Origin of the sequence: Roseovarius atlanticus (assembly GCF_001441615.1) — a bacterium.
Classification (GTDB): domain Bacteria; phylum Pseudomonadota; class Alphaproteobacteria; order Rhodobacterales; family Rhodobacteraceae; genus Roseovarius; species Roseovarius atlanticus.
In genome coordinates this window covers 177,993-194,321 of sequence record NZ_LAXJ01000016.1, presented here as the reverse complement: position 1 = coordinate 194,321, position 16,329 = coordinate 177,993, and the positions used below count along the sequence as shown (strand labels likewise).

Below are 16,329 nucleotides of genomic sequence, written 5' to 3'. Positions count from 1 at the left end.
CCTGACGCCATACGAATATGCTAACCGGTCAGAGGAAGACCAAAACCCGACCAAAGCTAACCTAAATTAGCGGACTCTCAAGGGAGCAAGGTCACTCACATTCACTTTGGAAAAACCGATAGAAAGACGCTCGTCATAGCTATATCACCCAACTCCAGAGCATGTTTGAGGAAGTGGCGCTTGACCATCTTTCCGATCTCAGAATATTGGTTTTGTTTAGTGCCAAAAAATTCAGAAAAAAGTGGAAAATCGTGGCTGACTTATCGGGAGCACCTGTAAGATTTGATGCTCTTGATGCGCTTCGTGGTTTTGCGGCTCTTGCCATCGCCGCCGGGCATGTAGGCCTTTTGCCTTGGGAGAGTGCGTTCTACCTTGCCGTAGATTTTTTCCTAATCCTGAGTGGCTTTGTCTTGGCTCATAGTTATTTCGATCGAAAGCTCATTGCCACGCACGATTTTATTGCGCGTCGGTTCTTGAGAATGTATCCACTCCACTTGATTACTTTTCTCGCCTTTATCTTCGTCTATTCTGTGATCGGCATTGAAATAAATTGGGCCGATGCAGTGAGGCACTTTTTCTTTGTGCATAATATTGGCTTTGGGCCGGAAGAGGCTACTTTCAACATCCCTAGCTGGACTATTTCTGTAGAATTTTGGGTCAATGTTATTGTATTTCTTCTAATGATGTTAATTAGGAACCGATGGTTTCAAAATTTCTTCCTAGTTGCTCTTGCATTCTGTGTTTACGCTGTCATCGCAATCAAATTTGGAAACCTTGATGTCGTAACTTTTGATATACTTGGTTTTGCAAACATCGGGCTCATGCGTTGTGCGGCTGGGTTTGGAATCGGTGTTTTGATCTATAGAGCTTCGCACCGGGCCACTACCATGCGTGGGCATTTTGGAGTGCAGCTGATAGCAGCGATTGCATTTGCGGTACCTATCGTTTTTTTCTCGCGGACAGGAATGCTGCAATTCATTAGTCCAGCCCTGTTTGCCTTTACGATCTGGGTGCTATCGGAGAATTCTGGGCCTCTTGCACAAAGACTTTCTTCACTAAAACGCCTTGGTGATATTTCGTTTGCTTTGTACATTACACATTGGGGAATATTGCTTCTGATAAATGCGCTGTATCCCGATCTCCTTATGGATATTGTTCTTCAAATTATCAGTTTGTGTATTTTTCTAGTTGTTGCCGAAGGCACACACCGTTTCCTTGAAATACCGCTTTACAGAGGTGGACTTGCTGCCACTCGAGATTGGAGAAACAAGCCGATGCTAACGTAGCAGAGGTGATGTTGCGACAAGACAAGCTGCCGCATTTTCTAGATAGCTCTTAGGAAATCGCGCGGTCTTTCTCTTTATTTCTCATCACAGTGAAGGAAACCACGCGCAAGGGTCGCGACTATAGCCAATAGATCACGAGAGCCGCGAGGGGCGATGGCTGAGAGGAAGACCTTGGGTATCTGTCGTACTGGGTTGCTACCCGCCACCAATTGACCTGCACCCTTAGGAATGAGCGTTTATAGGTTAGCTCTGTTCAGGGTTCGGTCCTCTTCTGACCGTTGGTGATACTCCCATGGGGTGAGCCCGTCGAGGCTCGAATGCGGGGGGTGATGATTGTAGTCGTCGCGCCATGCCGTAATTATGCGGCAGGCATGATGCTCTTTCAATATGCCAATGATTTGCTCTTCGCTGAAACGGCTTCTCTTCATAATCTGTCTCGTCTGTAGGAGAACAGGCTAGCCACAAATCGAGGACTTTTCAGGGGAGCAGGTCACTGATAGCGAGTAAGGAAGTGGCAGATAAGGGAAGGTCGCGTAGAACACCTGATGGTTTTCAGGTTAGCGACGCTGTGGCGTGCTCGCTGATACGCGCTGAGCCGACCAGGCAGGTGATTGCGCAGCGTGTCCTGATGACGCGTCGGTAGTACGTTTTCTGGATTTTCCGCGCAAAATCATCAATAGCGGACCAATCAAGGTCATCACGACACCGACACCGACGTAAACTCCTAAGGCTGCGAGGATTGACTTGCCGCTCAAGAGTACAAAGGCCGACGCCAAAAGCCCCGAAATGATGCCGATAAGGATGTATCCTAAAATCATTTCGTCTCCGGTTGAGCGCCACTTCTGGGCCTTGATTACTTACTAATTCTTAACAAACCGTAAAAAGGGAGCTAGTGCACACCAGTGAACAAGTCACGCGGAAACTAAGATAAATGTGTGTCAAAAATGCGGCCAACGTGGCGTTAGCCGCCGCACGCGAGGGAAATCCGCCGATACCCGTTTTTATCGGCGAAGCCGTGCCTTTTTTCCGGACCGGCATAGAAACCTCTGGACATAAATTTCCGTGATAGCCGCGATTAGCGCGTCTAGTAGACCAATTCAGGACCGCGATTCGAAACGCTATCTCGCGGAGGTCGGGCATTGTCAGTATTTGCCGTAAACTTGACCTTGGGTTTTCGATGGGTAGCGGCATTTGTTGAGTACCAGCCCCATCACGTTCGTGAGTTCGGCCACATGGCGCTCTGCGACATCGATCTGAGACATCGACGTTTTTTCCGCGGCTACGACGACAAGAGCGCAATCCACCTTTTTCAGAAAACCAAAGTTGTCGTCGCTGTCCATAATCGGCGGGAGATCGAATAGAACAATATCCGGCTGGTATTTGGTTTCGATCTCTTCGAGAACCTCGGCCGCCATACTGCTTTGCAGGATTTCGGACGGGTCCTGAACCCGTCGCTCGCTGTTTAGACCGAAGGCCACATTGGGTCCGAAGCGCCGAGCAACATCGGAGAAATCGGCCTGGCGTCGCAGCACATCCGCCGTTCCGAGCGAGGGAAACTGGCCAAGCACATTCGTCATACCTTTGCGGCGTAGGTCGAAATCCAGCACCAGCGAATAGATATCCCTGTGTCTCGCGAGGCTGAATGCGAGGTTCACGGCGACGGTTGACTTGCCGCAGCCGGCATTCGGCGACACCAGGCCGATGCGCCGCCATCCGTTGTCATGCGCCTGCTGGAGCATCCGGGTGCGCAGAAGATCGAATGGCGCGCTTTCGTCGCCGTGTTCGTATGTCGTCACCCTGTTGTGCAATAAACGCTTGCCGTCGATCTGCAGTGCCTCAAGAGCCTCCCACGCCGGTCGATCGGTGTCGCTTTGTCCGGTCTTCGGGGGCACCGCCGGCTTTTTTCGAAACCTCGGAGTGCCGGTTTCGGTCTTGTCGCGCTGTGCGCGGGCCTTCTCAATTGCGGCTTGGAGACGTTCCATCTGAGGTCCTCGTCACGGGCTAGGGGCGCAAAGGCGGGCAAGGGGACAAAGGCATGTCATAGCCGGATGCCCAGTTTGTCCATGACCTTCTCTGCGATAAGATCAAGCGGCAGGTAGTAGATGTGGATCGCATAGAGCGCGGCGGGTATCCCGCCCAGAATAAGCAAAAGAACCAGAATTTGCCGCGCGCGTCGCCGGATTCGCTGCCCCTTGGTCTGGATATAGGGAATTGTCGAGATCGGTGTGACCCCGAAGCGCTTGATGATGTCCTCGGGCCGGCGGGCCGTGTTACTGAAGAATTCCAGCAGCACGATAAGGGCGATAGCGGCGAGCATACCCAGTCCGGTGCCCGCTACCGCCATTTTCTTTCGGCTCGGTTTGGTGGGTCTGTCCGGGACCGTGGGCTGTTCGATTACCGTGATCCTCTGACCGCGGGAACGAGTTTCGATCTGATCGCCGATCTGTGCCGCCGAGAGGCGTTCTTCGGCCCGCTCGTACTGGTCCTGAATGGTCTCGTACTTGCGATTCATCTCTTCGAGAACGATTGCCACTTCCGGCGTTCTCTCGATCGTCGTCGTCAGCGCGTCGATACGTTCCTGAATCCGCTCCTTCTGAGCTTCGAGCGCATCTATGCCGGCATCGACTTCATCAAGCTGCACCCGAAGAACCGGCGGCAGATCCTCTTCCAATACTGGCTCGCGCGTGTCCTCGGCGACGTCGTCAGAGGCGTCGACGGCTGCCTCAAGGTTCTTGATACGGGTCTCGAGAAGCTTTACGCGCGGGTTATCGGGCGCATAAATCGCGAGCGCGTTCTGCAGCTCGGTCTTGGCCTCTTCAAGCGCCCGTTCTTCGGCGCTCTGGACCGGCGTAGTGGATGCATCCACCCCGCCAGTCAATTCATAAAGTTGCACAAGCCGGGATCGCTGACTGCGAAAACCGTTGATCTCGCGGTCGATCTCGGCCAGCTGGTCCTGTAGGTCGGATTGCTGGTCCATCCGGAAATCGAGACTTTCGGGCAAGGCATCCGTGTTATCCTGCTTGAATTGAAGGATACGAGCCCCTTGCCGGTCAATCTCGGTTCCAAGACGTTCCAGCTCCTGCTGGAAAAACTCCAGCGTTTCGGTGGACCGGCCACGCCGAAACTCTGAATCCTGCTGCAGGATAAGGTCCAGATACGCGTTGAGCACCGCTGCCGTCGTGATAGCCACGGGTGCTTCGAAGCTGACGGTCATCAGCGGAACTTCCTGCGCGAAACGGTTGCTGGTCTGTATCCCCGTTCGATCCCGCATCCGGCCAACGATTTCGTCCGGGGACATCCCGGACATTTCCGGCAGCGCGTTGTGCTCGCGCGCGATGGTCAGAAGGTTGTTTCGCGTGAACACGCGCTGTTGCAAAAGCTGCAACTGCTCGAACGCGGGTGTCTGGACGGTCGAGCTTGCCAGGTCCTCGGGAATTTTTGGGGCCTCGACCAGCAGGACCATCCGGCTTTCGTAGGCCGGAGGCATGGTGAAGGCCACGGCGACAAATATCGCTGACACCAAGGTCGACACTATAAGAAAATAGGGCAGGCGCCTTTTGAAAACGGCAAGATAATAGTGCACGTCTTCCATTCAGGACTTGTCCTCTTCAGTATTGGCCGCGCGGTTCATGAACACATTATCGTCGATAATCGCCTGAATCGTCCGGTTTTCAATGGTGTTTTCCTCCGCGCTCCATGCGTAGAGCAACGCCAGGTCGCAAAGTTGGTTAACCAACCGGGGAACACCGCCGGTTTCCTTGAATATATGATCGCAAGCCTCGCGTGTGAATTCGTTTCCCGTTCCACCAGCCGTGCGAAGACGATGCGAGATATACTGCGGTACGGTCTCGCTGGACATGCGCGGCAGGTGGAAGTTGGCTGAAACCCTCTGAGCCAATTGTTTCATGTTGGGCGCGTTCACCATGTCTCGCAGTTCCGGTTGGCCGACAAGGATCAGCTGGATCAGAACATCCTTGTTGGAGTTGACGTTCGTCAACATCCGCAACTCTTCCAGCCCTTCTGCGGACAGGTTCTGGGCCTCGTCGATAATCAGGACGACCCGCCATCCCGCTGCGTATTCCGACAGAAGGAAATCCTGCAGCACCCGGAACGACTGCACATATGCCGCCGCGGGGTCGATGTTTATATCCAGCGCGTTCAGGATCCACTGGATAAGTTCGCCGCGTCCGCCCTGGGCGTTTGAAATCAGTCCGATCGTGACGTCATCATTGATGTCCGACAGGAGTTTCTGAAGCAGAGTGGTCTTTCCTGCGCCCACCTCACCGGTGATAAGTGTGATGGGCGCGCGCGACATGATCCCGAACTCGAGGATCGAATAGGCGCGTTTGTGTTCCGGCGTCCAGTACATGTATTCGGGATCCGGCACGAGCGAGAATGGCCGTTCCGTCAGCCCGAAAAAGGACTCGTAAAGCTGGTCTGCCGACATTTTGCGTCCAAGATTCCCCTGTAGCGGTCGTGCAACGTAAAGGCCCTGAGCAATCGAGCCGGCTTCAACCCACTCACCGCTTTCCTTGCGTACCCCGATCCTTGCATAGGGAAACGGAGGCGGAAATGCAGCACGAATCTGCAACATTATCAAGAAACCGGTACACTTCTGTGTTCTGAACGACGCATTGTTTCCACCATCAGGTAAATCTGCCGCAGTGATCACGTTCTGTAGCGATTTTCATACACATGGCCCGTCGGATTTGTCATAGTCCCGCCAAAGCAACGACCTGCTTGCAGGTAGGAATTGCATAACAAACAATAGGTGTACTCATGCACAACAGTATTGGAAATCCGTTTGCGGCGCTCGTCCTGGGCCTCGGGCTGCTTCTGGCCTCTGCCCTGACAGCATCGGCGCAAAACTATGTCATTCGGTCCGGGGACATTCTGCAGGTCGATGTGCTTGAGGACTCGAGCTTGAACCGCCGTTTGCTGGTCCTGCCAGATGGCAGTATCAACTTTCCCATGGTGGGCGCGATCAGGGCCGCCGGACGCACGGTAGAACAAGTCCGGCGCAACCTGACCACGGCGCTCACTCCCAACTTCGCCTCGGCGCCCACCGTTTACGTGGCGATCGACGCGCTTGCCGAGATAGAGGAAACGAGCAACCTCATGGATGTCTACGCCATCGGCGAGTTCGAGGAGGCGGGGCGCAAAGAGGTCAAACCGGGCACCACCCTGTTGCAATTCCTCGCCGAAGCCGGCGGACTGAGCCGGTTTGCCGCCGACAAGCGCATTGAACTGCACCGGACCGACCGGCGCACTGGCCGTGTCAACACGTACAGGTTCAATTCCCGGACGCCAGCCGGTAGTGCGACGGGCATAAGCGGCGGCACGCGGCTGGCACCGGGCGATGTGGTCGAAGCACCGCAACGCAGACTGTTTGAATAGCAGACTCCTCAGGATGAGATGGGCCAAGATATCCGCGCCCGCGCCTAGACTGGCGTGCAGCGCCTTTTGCCTGTTGAGCGCGGGCGTTCTGCCGGCCAGCGGCCAGGATGGCGAGCCTGGCCGTTTGATCACTTTCGGTGTCAGCCAGACATTCTATGCACGCGACAACCTGATCCTGGCCCCTAGCTCTGCAGGCACGACCTATGCCTCGGACACGCGGTTGTCCTTTGGACTGGATACCGAAACCGATATAGACAGCTTCTCGCTGTCGGCGGAGTCGGTCCTGCGGTTGCTCGACGATCCGCTGGTCGGTCGCGAGTCGCGCCTGAGTGACCCGCGCCTCGACGTGAGATATGAGCGAGACAACGGCAACAGCCAACTGGCTCTGTTCGCGAACTACGCGAAACTCGACCTGGCCTTTTCAGACCCTTTGTCGCAAAGCAGCCTGGGGGTTGCGGATTTCTTCCGAGGCGGCGGCACCAGAGAAGAGATCATTGGCGGATTGCGGTTCGAAACTGGCATCGAGGCGCCCTTAGGTTTTTTTGTCGAAGCGGACAGCCGGCGGATCGATTACAGCGGTGCGAATGATCCGCTCCTGTTCGCGAACCGCACAGACCGGGCGCAAGTTGGTTTGATTTTCCGCTTTTCACCTGTCGCCCGTGCAACGCTTTCGGTTGAGCAGGAACAGTACGATGCCGAAGACACCCGCGATTCGCAGCGGGACACCCGTGACGTCACTCTCGGGCTGGAGTACGATACATCGCCCGTTTCGGTCTTCACTATGGAAGTCGGCCATACGGAGATTACCGAACGGCTGCTCGCACCTGTTGACAGAAGCTCGACAAGTGGTCTGGTGGGATCTGTCGGTTACACCCAAGAGATGCCGAACGGAGAACTGACGCTCGACGCCTCCACGATCCTGACGCAGCTTGGGCGACAGAACGAATTCGAGGTCGGCCGGCGGCTGGAGCTTCCTACGGGATCGCTGGATATCAGCCTTGGGGTGGCGCAGGGCGATACGTTCGATCCTCTGCCCATTGGCCGGATCGCATATATGACGGAGTGGCCGCGCAGCCGCTTCGACGTCGCTTTGTCGCGCGACGTCGCGATCAGTGATATCGTGAGCGACGCCACCATCACGACCCGTATGGATGCAGGCTACGAAGTTGATGTTACGGCGCTCTCAAGCCTTTCGTTTGATGTGGCCTATGCCGATATCGCGGTGGACGGTCCGGATCCTGCCGGGGTCAGTCAGGAACAGGGGAGTGTTTACCTCACCTATCGGCGCAATTTGACGGCAGACTGGGATGTGAGTCTGGGGCTGGAGCATCGGTTTATCGACGAGGGTGCTCCGCTCGGACGCGGAACGTCGAACGGCGTTTTCTTCTCGCTGGAGCGCGATTTCGAGCTTTTCCGCTGAGCCATCACAGATTGCAGTATCGATCGGAAATGACACGGTGAAGGACATATCAGCTAGCAAAGCCGATTGGAGCCGCGAGGCTCCGTCTCGATGGTGGGACCCGTCCTGCAGGTTGCTGAAATGTCTTCGGGATTATCAGGCCTTGGAGGGACGGCCACTGTCCAGAACAAGGCGCAAACTGGTCGCGCTTCGGCACAAATTCTGGTCGGCTGTGACTGGTGCGGACCTTCCGCTGACAACCCGGATTGGCGGCGGCTTGATCATGCTGCATCCAAACGGGGTCGTGGTTCATCCCGACGCCGTGATCGGACCGAATTGCATTCTTTTCCAACAGGTCACATTGGGGACCAATCGGGGCGACAAAGGTGCCCCGCAGCTTGGCGGGCATGTGGATGTCGGCCCGGGCGCAAAGATCCTCGGCCCGGTCACGATCGGAGATCATGCGGTCATCGGCGCGAACGCCGTGGTTCTGCACGACGTTCCGGCTGGAGCGACGGCGGTGGGGGTGCCCGCGCGCATATTGCCCGGGCGGGCGCAAGGCTGATACGCGTCACGCGATGTGCGCGGTTTTCGGGATGGACAACAATAAGATGGCTGCGCCGAGATTGCGCCTTGTGCATGAACAGCGCCGACAATCATGCCCCAAAACACGGTCGAGATTATTGACTTGGTGTATTTTGTGATATGACGTGAGGTGCATAGATTTAATTTTTTGCGAGGCAATTTTATGAACAAATTGATCACAGAGGTCTCGGGTTCGCAAAGCGAGGAGGCGACCGTCGCGGACATCGCGATTGTCGGCATGGCCGCGCATTTGCCCGGAGCTGACGGGATCGAAACCTACTGGACAAATCTGCGCGATGGCATCGAGTCCATCCGCAGATTCACGCGCGATGAACTGATTGCGTCCGGTGAGGCGCCGCATATGCTTGATCGTCCCGATTACGTGCCTGCCGCCGGGCCGTTGGACGGTTTCGCCGAGTTCGATGCCGAATTCTTTGGGCTTTCGCCCAAGGAAGCGGCGATCATGGACCCTCAACACAGGCAGTTCCTTGAGGTCGCGTGGGAAGCGCTTGAGAATGCCGGGCATCCGCCATCGGGCGCAACCGGCCCGATCGGGGTCTATGCTGGCTGTGGCATGGGCAGCTACTTTTATTTCAACGTCTGCACCAACCGTGACCTCGTCGACGATGTGGGGCTCTTTTTGTTGCGCCATACTGGAAACGACAAGGACTTTCTGGCGACACGCGTCAGCCATATCTTTGACCTGACCGGCCCCAGCGTGAACGTTCAGACCGCCTGCAGCACCTCTCTGGTTGCGACGCATTATGCCGTGCAGGCGCTGCTGAACGGCGACTGCGATATGGCCATCGCCGGTGGCTCCACGATCGAGTTGCCTCAGAACCGGGGCTATATCTACAAGGAGGGCGAGGTTCTTTCGCCCGACGGACATTGCCACGCTTTCGACCATCGCGCGCGCGGCACCGTGTTCGGCTCCGGCGCCGGAGCCGTAGTTCTGCGCCGGATGGAAGATGCCGTGCGCGACGGAGATCACATCTGGGCGGTGCTCAAAGGCACGGCAGTCAACAACGATGGCGCATCGAAGGCAGGCTATCTCGCTCCGTCGGTAGAGGGTCAGGCCGAGGCGATGGCCGAGGCGCATCTGATGTCCGGTGTCACCGCTGACACGATTGACTACGTGGAGTGCCATGGTACCGGGACATATCTGGGCGACCCGATCGAGGTGGCCGCGATGACCCAGGCGTTTCAGGAAACCACGTCCGAGACCGGCTTTTGCAAACTGGGTTCGGTCAAGACGAATATCGGACATCTGGACACTGCTGCCGGGGTCGCGAGTCTGATCAAGACATCCCTGGCGCTTCACCACCGTCAAATCCCGCCATCGCTGAACTATGAAAAGCCAAATCCGGCGATAGATTTCGAGAACTCTCCGTTCCGGGTCAATGACCAGTTGTCGGACTGGGTGAGCCACAGGGGGCCGCGCCGCGCGGCGGTCAACTCGCTTGGCGTTGGCGGCACCAATGCCCATGCCGTGCTCGAAGAAGCGCCGGAACGCGCGGCGTCCGAGCCTTCGGACTGGCCGTTCCAGATGCTGCTGCTCTCGGCACGCTCGAAGGCAGCCCTCGATGGTAATTCGCAGAACTTGGCCGCCCATCTGCGTGAGCATGCCGACGAGGATCTGGCAGACGTCGCTTGGACGCTCAAGGAAGGTCGCCATGCGTTCGAGAACCGTCGCGTGGTGGTTGCCGAAACCCATGAGGAAGCCGCCGTCAAGCTGGACGCCAACGACCCGCGCAAGGTCTTCAGTCACGTTGCCCTCGACCGGCCGGACACGGTTTTCATGTTCTCGGGCGGTGGTACGCAATATGCCGGCATGGCACGCGATCTCTATGAGACCGAACCCGTTTTCGCCGAGTGGATGGACAAGGGTTTGGATATTCTTGATCCGAAGATCGATGGCGATATCAGGAAGATCTTGTTGCCCGACGCGGGTCACGAGACCGAGGCGGGTGAACGTCTTGAGAAACCGTCGGTCCAGTTGCCGCTGATCGTGATTTGCGAGTTTGCGCTTGCGAAGCTCTGGATGAGCTGGGGCGTGCAACCGGCTGCCATGGTCGGCCATTCGCTGGGTGAGTACACCGCGGCGTGCCTCGCCGGGGTCATGTCGTTCGAAGACTGCATTGGCTTGGTGCATCTGAGAGGCGAATTGCTCGATACGGTCGAACCGGGAGGGATGTTGTCGGTAAGCATGTCGGCGGACGCCCTGCGGCCCTTGCTGGGTGACGACCTGGATCTCGGTGCGGTCAACGCCCCCAACCTGTCCATGGCGAGCGGTCCAAAGTCCGCGCTTGAGGTGCTGCAAAAGGAACTCGAGGCGCGCGAGATAGATTTTCAACGCATCGCGGTGGATGTTGCGGGCCATTCGCGGATGCTTGATCCAATTCTCGGTAAATTCGGCGAATACCTGCGGTCAATTACCCTCAATCCACCGCAGATGCCCCTAACCTCGAACCGCACGGGCGAGATGATGACCGCGGAACAGGCGACCGATCCGCTGTACTGGGTTGATCACCTGCGCGGCACGGTCCTTTTCGCCGAATGTCTGGGTACGCTGGCCGCGAAAAACCGGATCTTCATCGAGGTAGGCCCGGGCACGGTGTTGTCTTCGCTGGCCGGCCAGCACCCGGAAATCGAGGCCAATCAGGTCATCGGCTCCTTGCGGCACCCCAAGGACGAGACGCCGGATGACGCGTATTTCCTTGCGATGCTGGGGCGTGTCTGGGCGCTTGGCGGAGAGATCGACTGGGCGCAGTACTGGGGCAAGGCACGACGGGTGCGCTTGCCCTTGCCGACCTATGCCTTCCGCCGGTCGCATTATTTCATCGAACCGGGAAAGGTCGAAAGCGAGCTAAACACCAAGTGGCTCATGCGCGACGAGACGCCCGAAAACTGGGGCTGGGCCCCGGTCTGGCGTCCAGCCTATGCCGCCTGCGAAACCGATGTGACCGGGGATCTGTCCGATCTTTCGCCGCAGCGCTGGCTGATCTTCGAAGATGACGGGGGCCTTTGCGATGGTGTGACGAAGCGTCTGCGCTCTGCGGGCCACCAGGTAATTACGGTCCGTGCGGGCGACACGTTTGCGCGGGACGGTGACACTGGCTATATCCTGTCGCCTGAACGCGGCCGCGAGAGTTATGATGCGCTGATCGGCGATCTGATGGACCGGGAGTTTCTGCCCGACCGTGTCGTTCACGGGTGGCTGGCGACCACGCGTGAGAGTCATCGCCCGGGATCGAGCTTTTTCCACCGGAACCTTGAGCAGGGCTTTTTCAGCTTGCTGTTCCTGGCCCAAGCCATTGGCGATGAAGGCTGGAGCCATCCCTTGCATGTGACTGTCCTGAGTTCCGGGGCGGTGCAAGTCCGCGACGAGCCGCTGCTCTTTCCGGAGAAGGCGACGCTCGCGGGGCCGGGCCGGGTGATCGGACGGGAATTTCCGCAGATCACGGTCTCGTCTCTCGATCTAGACCTGCCGCGGGCGAAGGGTCGGACGGCGCCCGACCTGTCGTCCTTCACGATCCCGGTTCTGGAAGAGATCCTGTCACCTCCGGCAGCGTTGGAGGCGGCCGTGCGCGGTCAGAAGCGCTATGAAATGGTCTGGCGGCCCAAGGATCTTGACGCCCCGGAGGCCGGAGTGCCGCGCCTCAAGGAGAAGGGCGTTGTCCTGATCACCGGTGGTGTCGGCGGTATCGGCCTGACCCTTGCGCGGCGGCTGGTCGAGGTTTCGGACGCGCGCATCGTGTTGATGTCACGCAGCGGCCTGCCGCCAAAGGACAGTTGGGACCAAGTGCTGGAGAATACTGCGCCGGGCGACCCTATTGCGCGCCACATCCGCGCGGTGAAAGCGCTCGAAGACGCGGGCGGTGAAGTCATCTGCCTCGCGGGGGATGTGTCGAATGTGGAAGACATGCGCGAGATCCGTGGGGAGATCGAGACAACCATGGGGCCGGTGCACGGTATCATCCATGCTGCCGGCGTCGTCGAGGACGGTCTTATCCAGACCAAGTCGATGACCGAGATCGAGAATGTCTTTGCCCCGAAGCTGCACGGCACGCGCGTTCTCGAGGACGTATTTCCGGATGGAGACGTGGACTGGCTGGTGCTGTTTTCGTCCAGCTCCACCGCCACCGCGCCAACGGGTCAGGTCGATTATGTGGCGGCGAACGAGTACCTCAACGCTTACGCCCGGTCCCGCGCCGGCGACAAGACGCGTGTGCTTGCGATCGGATGGGGAATCTGGGCGGATACCGGCATGGCAGCCGATGCCATGGCCTTGCGCACCGGCGCTGGCAAGGACGCACCCGTGCTTCCCGCCGGCCTGCCACTTCTGGACAAGAAGACATTCGACGCCGTGGGCAACCGCGTCTTTACCGCGGAGTACGTCGCCAAGGATCGTTGGATCCTGAACGATCACCGGACCGGCGCGGGCCATGCTGTGCTGCCCGGCACCGGCTATCTGGAATTGGCTGCGGAGGCTCTGGCAGGACAAGGAGAAACCGCCGCGTTCGAGATCCGCGATCTATATTTCATGCGACCGCTGGCTGTAGGCGCGGGTGAGACGAGACCGGTTCACCTGCGCCTTCCCAGAACCGACACGGGCTATGAGCTTGTGGTCGAAAGCGGTGCCGAGGACACCCGGGAAGTGAACGCGCAGGCGCAGATTTCGATCCTGCCTTTGCGCAGGCCCGGTCCTTTGGACATTGCCGGAATCGCCGCACGCTGCGCCACACCGGTGCGCGCGGCGAAGGGCGGCTCGCTCAGAAGTGCGCAGGAAACCCATCTGCGCTTTGGGCCACGCTGGGGCGTGATCCAGTCGACCGCCCTTGGCAAGGGCGAGGGGCTTGCCGAACTGGCCTTGCCTGAGGTTGCCCGCAGCGATACGCGGGCCGGATACCGGCTGCATCCGGCAATGTTGGACCTCGCGACCGGCTGGGCGATGGAACTGATCCAAGGCTATGATCCCGAGGCCTACCTCTGGGTGCCGGTGTCATATCGGTCGGTCAAGGTGTTCCGCGACCTGCCCGAACGCATTGTCAGTTGGGTGCGAAACGCCGGTGACAACAGGGCGGAGGCCGATATCGCGACCTTCGATGTGACGCTGGCAACGCCCGATGGCGAGGTCTGCGTCGATATCCATGGCTTCTCTATTCGGCGGATGGAGACCTCTGTCGGTTTTGCCGCCTCGGATCAGAGCGCGACCAAGGCTGGCGAGGAGAGAATCGCGCCACTGTCGCCCGCCGAGGAGCAGCTCCGTCACAACCTGACGCAGGGTATCCGCGCCGAAGAAGGGGGGGACCTGTTCCTGCGCGCACTTGCCTTGGACAAGGCGCCTATGGTCATCCTCTCGTCCATGGACCTGCCGTCCCTGATCCAGCAGGCGGGACAGGCCGACGACACGCAGAAAAGCGGCGGGCAGACATTCGAGCGGCCACAGCTGGACAGTGAATTCGTGGAACCGGAGGGCGCCATCGAAACAACGCTCGCAGGCTTCTGGGCCGAACTTCTGGGTGTGGACAAGATCGGCGCCGAAGACAGCTTCTTTGACCTGGGCGGTCACTCGCTTATCGCGGTGCGGCTGTTCGCGCAAATTCGCAAAACCTGGAATGTCGATTTCCCCATTTCCGTGCTGTTCGAGGCCCCGACCATCCGCAAGGTCGCCGGTTTGATCGCCGAACGGGGTGTGTCTGACACCGGGGACGACGCGCAGTCTGACGGAAAGGGCGATAGCGGGTCCGCCGCGCGGCCGGAACGGCGGTTCACCCACCTTGTGCCCATGCATTCCGGCGAAGGTGGGCCGCGCACGCCCTTCTTCCTTGTGGCAGGGATGTTCGGCAACGTCCTGAACCTGCGGCATCTGGCGCATCTGGTGGGCAATGACCGTCCGTTCTATGGCCTTCAGGCGCGGGGTCTCTATGGCGACGAGGAACCGCATTTCACCATCGAGGAAGCCGCGCGCGATTACATCGCCGAGATGCGGCAGGTGCAGCCCGAGGGGCCCTACATGATCGGCGGCTTTTCCGGCGGCGGCATCACGGCCTACGAGATTGCCCGTCAGCTGGAGGACGCCGGAGAAGAAATCGCATCTGTCATCTTACTGGATTCGCCCATGCCGGTGCGGCCACCGCTGACGCGGCGAGACCGGATCATGCTGAATTGGCTGAACCTGAAAGAGCAGGGTCCGTCCTATTTCTCGACTTGGGTCCGCAATCGCATCGCTTGGGAAATGCAGAAACGCCGTGGCGGCGCAGACGCGGAAGATGAGGGCCCCAAGTTCCATGATGCTGCAATCGAGGCGGCGTTCATGGAAAGCGTGGGCAAGTACCAAGTGCGACCCTGGAAAGGTCCGCTCGCGCTGTTCCGCCCGCCGCTCATGGCGCGGTGGGAAGTGGCGCCGGGCCGCCTGGTCAATAGCGAACGGCAGTACCTCTTTCCGGACAATGACTGGACCCGGTTCGTGCCTACGGTAGAGGTTTACGAGGTGCCGGGCGATCACGATTCCATGGTACTGGAACCGAATGTCCGGGTGCTGGCGTCCCGGATCAAGCGTGTTCTGGAACGCGCCGAAGCCGAGATTGCCGAACGCCCGGTAGAGGACGCGCCGATCTACCAGGACGCTGTTGCATGAGCCACCCCACTGTTTTGACCGTCGTGCTGAACTACAAGACCGCGGAGATGACGCTTCGGGCCGTCGAGGCGGTCAAAGACGCTATGGATGGGCTGTCGGGCGGGATCGCGATTGTCGACAACGACAGTCAGGATGGTTCCTTTGAGATGTTGTCCAGAGAGGTCGCGTCGCGCGACTGGGATGCGGAAGGTCGCGTCCGCGTGATAAAGTCGCCGCGCAACGGCGGCTTTGGAGCGGGCAACAACGTTGGAATACGCGCCGGGCTGGCCGACGGATCGGCACCTGATTACGTCTACATCCTCAATTCCGACGCCTTTCCGGCCCCGGACGCCCTGCGTATACTTCTGGATCATCTCGAAGCGACGCCCGAGACGGGCTTTGCAGGAAGCTATATTCACGGGCCAGACGGCGATACTCATCTGACCAGCTTTCGGTTTCCGTCCATTGCCAGTGAATTCGAAGGTTCAATTCACTTCGGTCCGGTCTCGCGCCTGCTCAGAAAGTACCGTGTACCGATTGAGACCCCGACCGAGACCCGGACGGTCGATTGGCTGGCCGGCGCGTCGATGCTGATGCGGCAGTCGGTTCTGGATGAAATCGGTCTCTTCGACGAGACCTTCTTTCTCTATTTCGAGGAAACCGATCTATGCCTGCGCGCCCGTCGGGCCGGACATCAGACCGACTATGTTCCAGCCAGCAAGGTGGCGCATATCGGATCGGTCTCGACCGGCATGAAGACATGGCGGCGCGTTCCGGGCTACTGGTTTGACAGTCGTTGGCATTACTTTTCCAAGAACCACGGGACGCTCTATGCGATAACGGCGACGCTGGCCCATGTCGCGGGCGGCGCGCTGCATCGGTTGCGGTGTCTGTTGACCGGACGCAGGCCCAACGATCCGCCTCGCTTTCTCTGGACGCTTCTTCTTCATGACTTTCGGGCGCTGTTCCGCGGACGCGCCGAAATCCGCGAGCCCGCCACGAAGGGCCCTGTTCCAAATTTTCATGCATAGGCATCGATCTCA

The 16,329-nt window shown here is 58.6% G+C and carries 10 protein-coding genes and 2 pseudogenes; 6 read left to right on the top strand and 6 right to left on the bottom strand.

Annotated features, from left to right (window positions below):
* Positions 1-161 precede the first annotated feature (161 nt).
* Complete coding sequence (locus tag XM53_RS14595; RefSeq protein ID WP_057794548.1) at positions 162-1,286, top strand: acyltransferase family protein; 1,125 nt, start codon at positions 162-164, stop codon at positions 1,284-1,286.
* A gap of 118 nt (positions 1,287-1,404) precedes the next feature.
* On the opposite strand, the pseudogene XM53_RS24055 reads toward XM53_RS14595, so the two are convergent.
* The 6 genes and pseudogenes from XM53_RS24055 to XM53_RS14580 form a co-directional block, all read right to left on the bottom strand.
* Positions 1,405-1,497: pseudogene (locus XM53_RS24055) on the bottom strand (IS5/IS1182 family transposase); the annotation flags it as partial.
* Between the two features lie 25 nt (positions 1,498-1,522).
* Positions 1,523-1,660: pseudogene (locus XM53_RS22555) on the bottom strand (integrase core domain-containing protein); the annotation flags it as partial.
* 183 nt (positions 1,661-1,843) lie between these two features.
* Entirely contained in the window at positions 1,844-2,104 is a 261-nt protein-coding gene (locus XM53_RS23075; RefSeq protein WP_144435549.1) for an MMPL family transporter, read from the bottom strand.
* A gap of 324 nt (positions 2,105-2,428) precedes the next feature.
* Positions 2,429-3,268 carry a CpsD/CapB family tyrosine-protein kinase gene (locus XM53_RS14590; RefSeq protein WP_057794546.1) on the bottom strand — a complete coding sequence of 280 codons (840 nt, stop codon included), beginning with the start codon at positions 3,266-3,268 and terminating at the stop codon, positions 2,429-2,431.
* Positions 3,269-3,324: 56 nt separating this feature from the next.
* On the bottom strand, positions 3,325-4,878 hold the full coding sequence (locus XM53_RS14585) for a GumC family protein (protein WP_057794544.1): 1,554 nt from the start codon (positions 4,876-4,878) through the stop codon (positions 3,325-3,327).
* Complete coding sequence (locus XM53_RS14580; RefSeq protein WP_236544514.1) at positions 4,879-5,880, bottom strand: ExeA family protein; 1,002 nt, start codon at positions 5,878-5,880, stop codon at positions 4,879-4,881.
* Between the two features lie 185 nt (positions 5,881-6,065).
* Between XM53_RS14580 and XM53_RS14575 the strand changes: the two genes are divergently transcribed.
* The 5 genes from XM53_RS14575 to XM53_RS14555 all read left to right on the top strand — a co-directional run bounded on the left by XM53_RS14575 (position 6,066) and on the right by XM53_RS14555 (position 16,317).
* Positions 6,066-6,683, top strand: coding sequence for a polysaccharide biosynthesis/export family protein (locus tag XM53_RS14575; RefSeq protein ID WP_082631033.1), 618 nt, complete (start codon positions 6,066-6,068; stop codon positions 6,681-6,683).
* Positions 6,684-6,696: 13 nt separating this feature from the next.
* Positions 6,697-8,103, top strand: coding sequence for a hypothetical protein (locus XM53_RS14570; protein ID WP_144435548.1), 1,407 nt, complete (start codon positions 6,697-6,699; stop codon positions 8,101-8,103).
* A 262-nt stretch (positions 8,104-8,365) separates the two neighbouring features.
* On the top strand, positions 8,366-8,647 hold the full coding sequence (locus XM53_RS23750; RefSeq protein ID WP_236544513.1) for a serine O-acetyltransferase: 282 nt from the start codon (positions 8,366-8,368) through the stop codon (positions 8,645-8,647).
* Positions 8,648-8,830: 183 nt separating this feature from the next.
* Positions 8,831-15,307, top strand: a complete 6,477-nt coding sequence (locus XM53_RS14560) for a type I polyketide synthase (protein WP_057794538.1) — start codon at positions 8,831-8,833, stop codon at positions 15,305-15,307.
* Positions 15,304-16,317, top strand: a complete 1,014-nt coding sequence (locus XM53_RS14555; protein ID WP_057794535.1) for a glycosyltransferase family 2 protein — start codon at positions 15,304-15,306, stop codon at positions 16,315-16,317. Before XM53_RS14560 ends, XM53_RS14555 begins: the two co-directional genes overlap by 4 nt.
* The last annotated feature ends 12 nt before the right edge of the window (positions 16,318-16,329 follow it).

What these genes read in the sequence shown, in the direction of transcription:
- XM53_RS14595 (WP_057794548.1), top strand. Translation starts at nt 162, where the DNA reads ATGTTTGAGGAAGTGGCGCTTGACCATCTTTCCGATCTCAGAATATTG.
- XM53_RS23075 (WP_144435549.1), bottom strand. Translation starts at nt 2,104, where the DNA reads ATGATTTTAGGATACATCCTTATCGGCATCATTTCGGGGCTTTTGGCG.
- XM53_RS14590 (WP_057794546.1), bottom strand. Translation starts at nt 3,268, where the DNA reads ATGGAACGTCTCCAAGCCGCAATTGAGAAGGCCCGCGCACAGCGCGAC.
- XM53_RS14585 (WP_057794544.1), bottom strand. Translation starts at nt 4,878, where the DNA reads ATGGAAGACGTGCACTATTATCTTGCCGTTTTCAAAAGGCGCCTGCCC.
- XM53_RS14580 (WP_236544514.1), bottom strand. Translation starts at nt 5,880, where the DNA reads ATGTTGCAGATTCGTGCTGCATTTCCGCCTCCGTTTCCCTATGCAAGG.
- XM53_RS14575 (WP_082631033.1), top strand. Translation starts at nt 6,066, where the DNA reads ATGCACAACAGTATTGGAAATCCGTTTGCGGCGCTCGTCCTGGGCCTC.
- XM53_RS14570 (WP_144435548.1), top strand. Translation starts at nt 6,697, where the DNA reads ATGAGATGGGCCAAGATATCCGCGCCCGCGCCTAGACTGGCGTGCAGC.
- XM53_RS23750 (WP_236544513.1), top strand. Translation starts at nt 8,366, where the DNA reads ATGCTGCATCCAAACGGGGTCGTGGTTCATCCCGACGCCGTGATCGGA.
- XM53_RS14560 (WP_057794538.1), top strand. Translation starts at nt 8,831, where the DNA reads ATGAACAAATTGATCACAGAGGTCTCGGGTTCGCAAAGCGAGGAGGCG.
- XM53_RS14555 (WP_057794535.1), top strand. Translation starts at nt 15,304, where the DNA reads ATGAGCCACCCCACTGTTTTGACCGTCGTGCTGAACTACAAGACCGCG.